The sequence below is a fragment of the Enterococcus durans genome, assembly GCF_002277935.1.
GTDB classification, from domain to species: domain Bacteria; phylum Bacillota; class Bacilli; order Lactobacillales; family Enterococcaceae; genus Enterococcus_B; species Enterococcus_B durans.
In genome coordinates this window covers 1,590,513-1,602,836 of sequence record NZ_CP022930.1, presented here as the reverse complement: position 1 = coordinate 1,602,836, position 12,324 = coordinate 1,590,513, and the positions used below count along the sequence as shown (strand labels likewise).

At 37.2% G+C, this 12,324-nt stretch carries 11 protein-coding genes; 3 read left to right on the top strand and 8 right to left on the bottom strand.

Annotation, left to right across the window (positions count from 1 at the left end):
* Positions 1-71 precede the first annotated feature (71 nt).
* On the bottom strand, positions 72-803 hold the full coding sequence (locus tag CJZ72_RS07600; protein ID WP_081134562.1) for an epoxyqueuosine reductase QueH: 732 nt from the start codon (positions 801-803) through the stop codon (positions 72-74).
* A 157-nt stretch (positions 804-960) separates the two neighbouring features.
* On the opposite strand from CJZ72_RS07600, the gene CJZ72_RS07595 reads away from it, so the two are divergent.
* The 3 genes from CJZ72_RS07595 (at position 961) to CJZ72_RS07585 (ending at position 4,897) form a co-directional block, all read left to right on the top strand.
* Positions 961-2,355, top strand: a complete 1,395-nt coding sequence (locus CJZ72_RS07595) for a TrkH family potassium uptake protein (RefSeq protein ID WP_373134086.1) — start codon at positions 961-963, stop codon at positions 2,353-2,355.
* Between the two features lie 498 nt (positions 2,356-2,853).
* Positions 2,854-4,206 carry a Mur ligase family protein gene (locus CJZ72_RS07590; RefSeq protein WP_005879268.1) on the top strand — a complete coding sequence of 451 codons (1,353 nt, stop codon included), beginning with the start codon at positions 2,854-2,856 and terminating at the stop codon, positions 4,204-4,206.
* On the top strand, positions 4,199-4,897 hold the full coding sequence (locus CJZ72_RS07585) for a type 1 glutamine amidotransferase (protein WP_081134564.1): 699 nt from the start codon (positions 4,199-4,201) through the stop codon (positions 4,895-4,897). Before CJZ72_RS07590 ends, CJZ72_RS07585 begins: the two co-directional genes overlap by 8 nt.
* Positions 4,898-5,170: 273 nt before the next feature.
* Here CJZ72_RS07585 and CJZ72_RS07580 read toward each other — a convergent pair whose 3' ends face one another.
* The 7 genes from CJZ72_RS07580 to CJZ72_RS07555 all read right to left on the bottom strand — a co-directional run bounded on the left by CJZ72_RS07580 (position 5,171) and on the right by CJZ72_RS07555 (position 12,309).
* Positions 5,171-6,202, bottom strand: a complete 1,032-nt coding sequence (locus CJZ72_RS07580) for a hypothetical protein (protein ID WP_081134565.1) — start codon at positions 6,200-6,202, stop codon at positions 5,171-5,173.
* A 48-nt stretch (positions 6,203-6,250) separates the two neighbouring features.
* Positions 6,251-6,673 carry a hypothetical protein gene (locus CJZ72_RS07575; protein WP_232509708.1) on the bottom strand — a complete coding sequence of 141 codons (423 nt, stop codon included), beginning with the start codon at positions 6,671-6,673 and terminating at the stop codon, positions 6,251-6,253.
* A 101-nt stretch (positions 6,674-6,774) separates the two neighbouring features.
* Positions 6,775-8,454 (bottom strand): peptidoglycan amidohydrolase family protein, encoded by a 1,680-nt coding sequence (locus tag CJZ72_RS07570; RefSeq protein ID WP_227260073.1) that lies wholly within the window; start codon positions 8,452-8,454, stop codon positions 6,775-6,777.
* A complete protein-coding gene (locus CJZ72_RS14930) occupies positions 8,423-8,545 on the bottom strand; it encodes a hypothetical protein (protein ID WP_264475195.1) in 123 nt (40 codons plus the stop codon). The genes CJZ72_RS07570 and CJZ72_RS14930 overlap by 32 nt, the downstream gene beginning before the upstream one ends.
* Positions 8,546-8,635: 90 nt before the next feature.
* Entirely contained in the window at positions 8,636-11,131 is a 2,496-nt protein-coding gene (locus CJZ72_RS07565; protein ID WP_095443732.1) for a VirB4-like conjugal transfer ATPase, CD1110 family, read from the bottom strand.
* Positions 11,070-11,453 (bottom strand): PrgI family protein, encoded by a 384-nt coding sequence (locus tag CJZ72_RS07560; protein ID WP_081134569.1) that lies wholly within the window; start codon positions 11,451-11,453, stop codon positions 11,070-11,072. The genes CJZ72_RS07565 and CJZ72_RS07560 overlap by 62 nt, the downstream gene beginning before the upstream one ends.
* A 22-nt stretch (positions 11,454-11,475) precedes the next feature.
* Positions 11,476-12,309 (bottom strand): hypothetical protein, encoded by an 834-nt coding sequence (locus CJZ72_RS07555; RefSeq protein ID WP_095443731.1) that lies wholly within the window; start codon positions 12,307-12,309, stop codon positions 11,476-11,478.
* Positions 12,310-12,324: the final 15 nt, after the last annotated feature.

Here is a 12,324-nt window from a genome sequence, read left to right as displayed (position 1 = left end):
TTATTATATCTTATATTTACCATAAATTTATTATTTTTTTCTTACGTTTGTTTGAAAGTTTTATTATAGCTTTAGTCAAAAGTGACTGTTGACTCTGCTAGGTATGCCTTTGCTTCACGATTCACTTGTTTCAAGTCACATCGTTGTTGTTTCGCGGCAAACACACAGCCACAATAGCATTGACGATAGATATCATACTCTTTGCACATCTGGATGGAACGTTCATATCCCTTATTTTTCTTAAAATCGCTGGGAAGATAATGGGTACCGTAGATTTTTTGGATATCCATGCCGATTTGATTGATCAATGCTGCATTCTTTTTAGGGGAAATCGTTAGTGCGCTCCCAAAATAATCGTAACCAAGTTCTTGGGCTTTTTGCGCCACTAGATCGAGGCGCATATTGAAACAAGCGCTACATCTTGCTCCGCCTTCTCTTTCATCTGCTAACTTATTTTCTAAAACCATTTTATTGAATACACTTGGTCGATATTCATCAACGATCAACTCTACATGATTATTCGTTTGTTCATTAAATGCATCGACAAAACGCTTTTGCTCATGGAGTCGTCTTAAATACTCACTTTTAGGTTGGATATTTGAATTTGAGAAAAATAAAGTGACCTCCGCATGCTGACACATAAATTCTAATGTATGTGTACTACAAGGCGCACAACAAGTGTGAATCAATAATTTAGGTTTCGTTCCTTCTTTCTCCCATTGCTGAATCATTTTTTTCAAAACCATATCATAATTTATCTTTTGGTTTTTCATTTTTTCAACAATCAACTCTGCATCAATCATAGTCCAGATCCCCACTCTACTCAAATATCTCTTATTATAGGCTATTTACTCTTAAATCGAAAGATAACGTCGTATTTGTTTAGAATTTCTTTGAGTATTTTTTTCAACCTCGGTATACTAGAAGAAATAACCTATAAAGGAGGGTCGCATCTTGCAATTGAACCTTTTCTATCGAAAATTAAAACGGCGAAGTCAGCGTTATGCTACAACCCATTTTTCATCCATCCAGATCATTGTTTTTTATTATGTATTGATGACGATTGTTTCTTTAGGGCTCTTCTATATTCCTATTTTTCGTCAACCAGATAGTCATGTTCCATTTGTTGATATGTTGTTCATGGCTATCAGTACAGTTAGTGTTACTGGACTGACGACTTTTGATATCAGTTCCGTATTTAATGATAATGGCGTCATTTTACTTGAAGTTTTGTTTCAAGTCGGTGGTTTGGGTATCATGATGATCTCTACTGCGTTCATCATCTTTTCTAAACGGAGAATTACTTTGAGACAAAGACAATTGATCATGACAGACATGAACCAACCACGTTTATCAGGAATCGTTCGTCTGATTCGGATCACATTTACGATCTTGCTGTGGTTCCAAATCATTTTTGGTACATTCTTCTCGATTTATTTTTATTATCGAGGCTATTTTGACCATTGGCGTGATGCCATTTTTTATGGATTTTATCAATCCATATCTGCTGTGACTAACTCTGGTTTTGATGTGACAGGCCAGTCCATCAAACCCTTTGCACATGATTATCTTTTCTTGATCCTTATCATGTTTTTGATTTTTATCGGAGGGATCGGCTTCCCTGTCTTGATGGAATTTCGTGAATGGTTGCTTTACAAACGATCGAAAGCCAAGCTACCATTTCGTTTTTCCCTTTTTACAAAGTTAGCCGTACTAGCCTTTGTCATCTTGTTCATTGGAGGAACCATCTTGATCTATCTTCTTGAGAAAGATCATCTATTTCAAGATGCTAGTTTAAGTGTCCAGTGGATCAATTCGATGTTTTATTCTATGACCACAAGAAATGCTGGTCTGCAGATCCATGATTTAGGAAATTTCCAAATCACTACATTGATTGTTTTCTCCTTACTCATGTTTATCGGTTGTAGCCCTAGTTCAGTTGGTGGTGGTATCCGTACAACAACTGTTGCGATCATTGGCCTTTATCTTTATTCGTTCCTTAAAAGTGAAGATAACATCAATATATTCGGTCGAAAAATCGACGAAGATGATGTGCGAAAATCTGTTGTTGTCTTCATGTTATCTTTGGGAATGTGCTTTTTTTGCATCGTTTTCTTATCCGCAACTGAAAATCAGACCTTGATTTCAATCATCGTTGAAGTCACTTCTGCTTTTGGAACCACTGGTCTTTCTTTAGGGATCACTGGAGACTTATCGATTGTTGGCAAAATTACGATTGCGGCCCTGATGTTCATCGGCCGCATCGGCATGCTTTATACGCTGATGCTCTTTGTCCCTAAAGAAACACGAGATTTAGGTTACGAATACCCAACTGAAAAAATCATTATCGGTTGATCTCTTCACTCTGTTCGAATAAGTAGCGTGGAATGTGGGACAAATCTAACAATCAGGTTTGCTACAGACTCTCGAATAAACGGCGGGAGCAGAAGCAACTCCTTCTTAAATAAACGACGTCCAAAAGTCAGGTTTTACGGAAATTTCAAAAAAACGAGCGTGGGGCAAAAGTAAGAAACACTTTTGTCCCAGCCTTTTTTTCATCCAATTTCTCAAACCTAAACGACTTTCGTCTCGACCTCTTCTAAATACGAAAAAGCAGTGGATCAAAAACAACTCCTTCAGAAGTAAGTCAAAATCTGCAAAAATTTGAAAACAAATTCCGTGATCTCTCATTTTTCGGAGTGAAACATGGCACGATCGCGTTTCTTTTTCGTTTTTCTTCCTTGGTATCGTAATCATTTCTTAAAAAAAAGAAAAGCAATTTAACCTTTTTTTGAACATATGGTATTATTAGTTGAATTTACTCGTCGCTAAGACGTTTTTGGAGGTTACATAATGGGAATACGCAGCCAATTTGCGATTGCTGTCGGAAAGACATCACAATGGGCATTAAAAACCTTCTTAAAAGGAGGTTCAAGTTTACCTGGTCAACTTGCACTTAAGATCGATCCACATCTTTTAGATACCTTAGCTAAGGATTATCAAGTAGTCGTAGTAACCGGTACAAACGGAAAAACACTCACTACAGCCTTAACTGTAAATATATTACGTCAGCAATACGACGAAGTCTTAACGAATCCGACAGGAGCTAACATGGTCCAAGGAATCGTCTCCACCTTTTTACAAGCAAAACAAAAAAAGGGTCAAAAGAAATTCGCTGTACTAGAAATCGACGAAGCAAGTTTAAGTAAAGTGACAGAGTACATCAAACCAGAATTATTCTTATTCACAAACATCTTCCGTGATCAAATGGATCGTTATGGGGAAATCTATACGACCTATAAAATGATCGTTGATGGTGCGGCAAAGTCTCCAGAAGCTACGATCATCAGCAATGGTGACTCACCGATCTTCAATTCTGTTGACACAGTTAATCCACGCAAGTATTACGGATTTGATCATGAAGAAGACCGTGAACAACTGGCTCACTACAATACAGATGGTGTTTTGTGTCCGAATTGCCATCATCTCTTACATTATAAAATGATCACTTATGCTAATTTGGGGAAATACTACTGTCCAAACTGCGATTTTAAGCGACCTGAATTAGATTATCGCTTGACTGACATGGTAAGAATGGATAATGTATCTGCTGATTTCGTCATCGATGACCATGAATACAGCATCGAAGTCGGCGGAATGTACAATGTTTACAATGCATTAGCAGCTACCGCTGTTGCAGAATATTACGGCGTTACTCCTGAAAAGATCAAGCAAGGACTTGGCTATGATGAAAAAGTCTTTGGGCGACAAGAAATCATCGATATCGCAGGGAAAAAATGCACCTTGGTCCTTGTAAAAAATCCTGTCGGGATCAATCAGGTGATCGACATGATCGGTTTGGCACCTTATCCGTTCTCACTTGTTGCATTATTAAATGCTAATTATGCAGACGGAATCGACGTTAGTTGGATTTGGGATGGGAACTTCGAAGATTTTGCAACTATGGATATCCCTGCTGTCGTTTCAGGTGGTGACCGTCATACGGATATGACATTACGTCTAAAAGTTGCGGGTGTACCAGAGGAAAAAATCACGGAAACGAAAGAAATTGCGGAAACGATTGAAGCAATCAAAAAACTACCGACTGACCATGTTTATATTTTAGCTACTTATACAGCTGTCTTACAGTTGCGTAAAGAACTAGCAAACCAAGGATTTATTAAAGGAGGGATGAATCGTGGCTAATTATGAATTGACTATTGCTCATCTTTATGGAAATCTCATGAATACTTATGGTGATAACGGAAATCTATTGATGCTCAAATATGTAGCAAAGAAGTTAGGGATTACCTGCCATACTGAAATCGTCAGCATCCATGAACCTTTTGATCCTGACAAATACGATTTAGTCTTCTTTGGCGGAGGACAAGATTTTGAGCAATTGATCATCTCAAAAGATATCCAAGAGAAGAAAGAAGCATTGACAAACTATATCGAGAATAATGGCGTAATGTTGGCTATTTGCGGTGGCTATCAGCTTTTAGGCCATTACTATATGGGCGCAAATGGCGAAAAGATCCAAGGAATCAGTGCGCTGGATCACTACACACTAAGTCAAGAGAACAATCGTTTTATCGGGGACATCGTGATCCATAATGAAGAATTCGATGAAACGTATTATGGTTTCGAAAATCACAATGGGCGAACTTTTTTAGGTGAGGGTGAACGTCCCTTAGGTAAAGTCGTTCAAGGCCAAGGGAATAACGGAGAAGATAAATCCGAAGGTGTGATCTATAAGAATGTCTACGGTTCTTATTTCCATGGTCCGATCCTTGCTAGAAACGAACATCTGGCAGAACGTCTGATTCGCTTATCCTTGGAACAACGATACGAAAAAGATTTAGATTTACCAACGTTGCAAGAAGCACTTGCATAATAAATAAGAGACAGAGAATCGATTCTGACACACGAGCATGGGACAAAAGTAAAAAGCACTTTTGTCCCATTCTTTAAAAACGAATAAACGGTGGGAGCAGAATCAACTCTAAGAAATAAGCCGAAATTCACAAAAATTTGAAAAGCAATTTCGTTAATTTCTTCTTATTTCTCGGATTTAAACACCTCTGTCCCAGCCTCGTTCGAATGAATGGTTCCCTTGTCTCTTTTTTGTCCATTTTTTGTGCTATCACCTAAGTTGAACACTAAGCCTTCACTCTGTCTCCACAGCCCCCTCCCCTATTTTTTCTAATCTCTCTTGCCATAGAGAACTGTTTTTATGGTCCTCTTTTTTCTCATAAAGCTCAATGAAATCATTGATGATCATTGCTTGATCGATATATGCACGTAAAATTTGTTTTTCCTCTTCCTGATTAATCAATCCAAGCGCTTGTTGGGCTTCTGAGATTTTTCTTTCTTTCAGAAAGGCTAGTGCTTGCCGTTGATAGCCTTCATCTAATTTTCTGGATAATTCATCGCTTTTCAAACGTTTATTCAATACTTCTGCTTCTGCCAACATCTCTAATTCAAGGTAGGCCAATGCCAGCATTACTTGTCGTCTTTCTGACAACGTTTTAGGATAATGTCCGATCACCTTTTGCCATTCTTTCGCCACAAATGCTAGATCAAACTGAGCATTTTCCGATGGAAATCGATCATTTATTTTTTTTAACCAGACATATTCCTTTTCCTCAACTAGATAGTCGACCAATTCATCATGCTGTTGCGGATAAGCTTCTACTGCTTCAAAGTAGGCTTTTTTTTGTAGTAATTGTTCCCAGCTATCTTGCTTTACCAGCGTTTTGCTTGCTGTTTTTTCAGAAGGAACAAAAAAATAGTCTAAGGTGAGTTTTCCCAAAATAATGAAAGTCGCTATACCGATACTCAAAAGAATGCATCGTTTAGCAAATGTATTGAATCTACCAGTCTTTGTATCATTTCGCATTTTTAACGGATTATTACCCTCCTTAAATCTCCCTTTCTTTACAGTAGTTTCATCCATTTCTACTGTATTGACATGTGCTGCGATGATCTCTTCGATGGGATCTTTGAAAGGAAACTGCAATTCTAACGTATACAGCAGTCGATTTCTTCGATTATAGATCCGTATTCGACAACTGCCTGAATGATTCACTGTTTGCTTATTTATGTTTTCTAATAGCGTTAGTGCCTCAAAAATTGGTAATCGGTCTTCTTCTATCCCTAGTCTTTGTATCCGATCAATCAGTACGATTTCTTTTGCCACTAAAAACACCCTTTTTCATTGGACCACGCTTCACTTTATTGTCTGCTATCAAGGCTTTGAGAATTCCAAATATTCATAGTCGTCTACCAAAAAATCAGCTTTTACTTCATCATACAAATAAGTAATCTTTAACGTTACTATTTTTTCAAGATTTCTTGTCACTACGTTTCCTTCTTGATTGACTAAATCAATTTTTCTCTTTATTTCACTTATAACTTCGAAACGCCGATCATTTTCTTTTCGAATATAATTTTTACTGTCAAGAAATACAGAGTGACTAAAAAAATGCGGATTTGATTTTCCTTGGTCAATTTTTGATTTTTCATTTTCTTTTGCCTTTTCTGTCAAAAAAATCTCATAGTTTGAATAATTTTCTCCACTTGTTTTAAATGAAAAAAATGAGAGTAAAAATTTATTTACTTGTGTATCTTTCAGCGCTTCTACCGATGGATCATGTGCTTTTTCTTGCAAATATGCCCGCTTTTCAAGTGATCTTCCTATACTGATCATCACGCTTGTACTTAAACAAAAAAATAACCCAGCCAAAACAAAAGCTTTTTTATGACGCATCATTAGTCGTTCCTTTCTACGATCCGGTAAAAATAAACTGGGGCTGCCTGTGCATCTCCATAGTAGCCTTCAAATGGCGTGATCACAATATCTCCTTTCTGACCAAACCCTTTTTTCGTTGCAGGTGTACAATGTAAGATTGTTTGCCCTTCATTGTCTAAAAAAAAGCCTGTATGACCATAATAACCGGCTGAACCTCCCTTTTCTCCCCAAATAAATAAATCACCCACTCTAATCTCATTGCGAGTGATTGCTTTCAAAACTGTTCCTTCCAAACCATATAGAGTTTCTGTATTTCCAAAAGGTATGTTGCTCCCTAGCTCATTCATTGCCCATATCACGAAAGAAGAACAGTCATGATATGGCCATGTTCCTCGATTGCTTCCTTGTGAATATTGGACATTTGTTTGATGCAGACTTTTTGCTTTCACTAAAAGCTGTTGAGCGAAAGACGAGCCAGAGTTCCAGAGCAAACTCATATCTGTACTTCCTCCTAACTGAACTAGCAGTTGCTTGATAGCTGGCACCCAGTAATGATTCAGTCCTGTTGGATCGTTGTCTGCACCTACTGGGCAATACACACTGCCAAGTCGTTCCACCGTTGTAAGCTGTCGCTCCACAATCAAATTTTTTAGCGTTCTTCCCGTTGCTTCAATCCCTTCATCTAAACTTGGATAGCTAACAAGCCCATTTTCAGACATCAAACCGGCTGGATTATTGTTTTCAATAATTCCCTGACTTGTTCCCCAAGCACTTTCATGGATCATGATCGCAGCAAAAATGACAGGTGAAAGACCATTTTTCTTTGCTTCTGTGATGATTTTGTCTGCTTTGTCACTAAAAGCATGACAATGTAGGGCAATGGTTTGACGAAAGCGTCCTTCATCAAATGAATGATTTTGAAAATCTAGCATTTCATCCGGTTTTTCCACATATTCTACTTGTGGAAAATAAAAGCTAGGATTTACCATGTTTGCTTTTTTTGAATATTCAATCGTCAACTCATTTTCTTTTATCACATTCCCGATAAGTTCACCTGCTTTGATTTCCGAGGTATTGTTGACCAGTGGTGAAACATTTGTCAACCGTAGTTTCCGATCATGTGATTCGACGTGAATCGCACCATCGGCAATGATTACTTTACCAGCTAAAGGAGAAAAAACTTCTTCATTCTCCTTTGCTTGTAGCTTGATTCCGTTGAAACACGCCTTTACCTGATCTTTCACGTAATAGCCATAGCGCTGATTGATCTGTATGTTTCCTTCTTTGAAGGGCGAATGCAATTCAACTAGATGGGTGTATGGTCCAACTTCCATTTTAAGATGCAGCCGTTGTTTCAATTCCTCTGACCACTCGATGATTTGGCTCAAATACCGAGTTCTTAGTTGGCTGTTCTTGGTATCTGGATCAAGTTCCCACAATTGATCATGTAACAAGTTCAATTTACTTTTGAATGCTTGATTTGCTAGCTGGAATTCATCTGCTTGTATATCTAAATAGGAAAGAATGCTATCAATATCACTTTTGATTGTCTTTGCTACATGCTCGGTACGCTCGTGATTGATTTTAGTGCCTGAATGTTTTTTGAGAATCAGTGTCTTGTCTGCATCTAATTCTGTTAAATATGTCCAAACCTTTGTCAACTCTAATTCATCCGCCTGGGTCACCATTGAAGAAACCATGCTGAAGATCCCCACCATCATAACTATCGATGAAAGTGTAAGAACTGCTGCAAACTTTAATAAAAAACTTTGTGTCGATGATTTCTTCCATTCTCTTTTTTTGTTACTTCGTCTTCCCTGAAAAAAGAAAAAATTTACTGTTCTTTCTACACGTGATTTACTTATTTTCCTGAAAAAAATTCTATTCCGTACTTCCTCTATCTGCTTGATCTTGTCCCTCACTTCTCTTTTCTTGAGCTGCATCTTGTTTTGCTTTTATCCTTTCCTCTGGATCTGTCGTCATCAATTCATACAGTTTGGAAGGTGATTCTACGATATTGGAAAATGGTAGTATCACCTGACCTGCTCGTATCAGCCCAGCGCCCTTCGCAGGATGGATCAATTGCTTTTGCTGTTCAGCAGATAAGTGAAAAAGTGACGCAAGTTCATCTAAATCACTTTTTGCTTGTTTTAGCATAATGATGAATTCAGTATTGCTCAACATTCGGCGTGCTTTGTCTGAAAGTAGTAAAGTTTCTACATTTTGCGTAATCCCTGTCGGAATAGCTCCCCATTTTCGAATACGACTCCACAATTCAAAAAAATAGTTTTCACAATAAGGATCGCTCAGCATCAATTGCATCTCATCGATATAAATCCAAGTTGTAATCCCTTTTTCCCGATTACGAACCACTCGATTCCACACTTGTTCTAATACAACCATCATGCCAAAAGTCTTTAATTGGCTACCTAATTGTTTGGTATTGTAGATAATAAATCGCTTATTCAACTGGATATTGGTTGGACGAGAAAAAATAGCTAATGATCCTTCAATATACAATTCTAAGTCTAAGACAAGCGCCTGTGCCTCTTCTTCTGGCTGTTCTTTTAATAAGGAAAACCATTCATTTCCCAGTGTCGGCATGCTTTTTCTCGCTGAATGATAATACTGGACATAAGTCAGCCGAGTCACTCGATCAATGATCGAACGTTGTGCAGAATTCAAGCCCACAGTACCCCCAATCAGTGCTTCAAAAGCAGTCAGAATGAAATCTGATTTCAATTTTATTGGATCTGTTTCACCTTGAAAATCACCTGAAATATCTAATAGATTTATGAAAGTATCTGTATTTGGTGCAATTTTGATGATTTGTGCATCGAAAGCTTTTCCGATCCGCGTATCTTCATCTTCTGGATCGATTGAAATGATTTCGTCTTCTGGATTTTTTAATAGCGTAGTGATTTCTTCATATTTTTTTGCTACACCTTTTCCTGATCCTGAACTTCCTAAAATCATCCCGCTAGGTGTATTCAATCGCTTACGATCAATTTGAATAGCATTTTTTGTTAATTCGTTTCTTCCATAATATTTTCCATTTTCATGACTAAGATCTTGTGCTGTAAAAGGAAGAAAGATTGCGGTACTTGTAGTTGTGAGGGTCCGCTGAGTCATGACCCAATTTTTGCCAAAAGGAAGAACAGAATTCAAGCCTTCCATCTGTAAATAATCTAAATGATTAAAGCCGCAACCATACTTTCTACCTATGCGTAGCACCTGCTTTGCAATATCCACTAGCAGCTCTTTTTTGTCTGTTTTAAAATAAACGAAAATAGAAACAAAAAATAAATTTTGTCCTGCTTTTCTCAAATCATCGAGTAATAATTTTGCTTCATCAATACTGGTTGTCAGCTCATAGGGAACACTAGAATATGGATCATATCCTTTTTGCAGCGCTTTTCTTTGGGAAGCAACTTTATCTCCTTCCATATAGGCTTGTTTTCTTTGTATAAGATGATTCGCTTGATCAGAGGCGATGGGATCAATATGAATAGACAATGTCATTTCTTCAGGAATCTCCAGCAATCCTGAAATAACTTTATCTGTTAAATTAGCAGGATAGTCTTTTAAATATAGTATTTGCCCATACGACTCTTCTATTTCAAAATAATTCTTCTTTTTAACATTTAGACTCATAGGTGCAATGCTTGCTTTTGTAGATAATCCGTTATAGATGAGATCAGAATAGTTGAAATCAAAAGAAGCAGTTGAGTGTAATAAATGATGTATCAGCCGTAATCGACTCAATCCGTCCATTTTTTGACATTTCGAACCGATTTCTGTTAAACTATCGCTCAATGTCTGTTCGGCTCTAGCTAATAGCTGTTTTGCTTGATCCAGTTCCTTTGCAGGCATGGTGAATGTTAAATAATTTTCTTTGATGAAGTTGTTCTCGCCTCCATGGATTTTTTTACTCAATAGATCATTCAATTCTTCGCGATACTTATCATGCGCATTGCCTATTTTTTTATAGAAAAGCTCCTTCTTTAATTTTTCCTTTCTGATTTTCTTTTTTACGAGTGTAACATTCAAGTGCATCGTCTCTTCGCAACTGTTCAGCAATGCGCAGTATTTAGTAAAAATACCTTGTTGTTCTTCCTTAGAGGCGATTTGATAATTGATATCAGAAAATTGGATACTCTTGGAATAGTAATTTGTACTCAGTTCACAAATCCCACTCTCAAACATCTTTTCGTAACGTAGCATTGATTGGACATTACGTTTAGGTGCCTGCTTTTTCTGTCTTTTTCCACGCTGTTGCTTTTGCTTTTTTAGTACGCGTAAAAATTTAGAATTCTTAATTGCTGTATTCTGTATATTTCTTGCTTCTTTTTGTTTCCTTTTTTGCCAAGGTCTCATCCAATCTCACCTCCATGATAGATGGATAAGTATAATAGCTGTCGAGTTTAACATAACGCCAACGAATCTGTAGATATTTTTCCATAGGCAGATCATTAGGTTTGATCCAACCAAAAGATAAGATGGGTGAACTAATTGCCATCAAAACGATACCGAGATCATCAATAGAAAATTGCCAAGTAAAATGATTCAAAAGGCCGACGATTAGCGTAATACTCAAGGTTATCATCATTGATATAAATTGTCTTAATGAAAATCCAAAAAACAGCTTTTCTTTGTATAGCAAAATTTCTTTTCTAACCGGGACCTCAATTGCTATCATTCTCACCTCCTACTGCAGTCTATCAAGCGACAGCCATTATCGCCTTCGCCCACTTGTTCGTATAGAATAAACTGATGCATAAAGTCAAACAATTCCCCGAGATGATACAGATGACAGTGATCAATCCTTGGCGTTCCTGAATTGAAAAAAGGGTTTGTACCAACAGTGGATAAAAACTCAGTACCATGAACAATAAGACACCTTGTAACGAAGCGGCACAGATCATTCGAAAAAAATTTTTACCGATCCGATTGATTTCTTCATGGATAAACGTCACTAAAATTATAGGAGAAAGACTAAAGTAGAAATACAGCTCAAAAAAACGCAAAAATACAACGATTTTTGTCATGATATTTGTCAGTAGAGATAAGACTAAGGGAATGAATAACAGTAGTAAAAGCATTAGTTTCTCAAAAAAATTCATTGCTTGTTCTTGCTCCATGATCAAGGAGAAATCAACTACTTGGTCCATCTCAGCTTGTATGCCTAGCTCACCGATCCCAACATTGATGATTGTACTAATACCAACAATCGCATGGATAAACACGGTTAAATTCCGCATCACCAATAAACTGAGCCCTAATTTTAAAAAAAGTGGTAGGAATAATTCGAATCCTCCGAATGCCGAATAATTACTATAAATTTTTTGAGCAATCTGATGGAATTCTAAAAGCAATAAAAAGCCTAAGACCGAATAGGCAATAGGCTTCACCACAATATCCATGATCAGCAAACTATAGTGATAAATATCTGGTAAGTAGGTCTCTAGATTTTGTACTAATACACTTTGGGGATCATTTGAAAAATTCAACTGTTCTGCAATCGTCTTTAAAACAAACTCGATGGCTCTATCCATGAATAATGCGTTGCT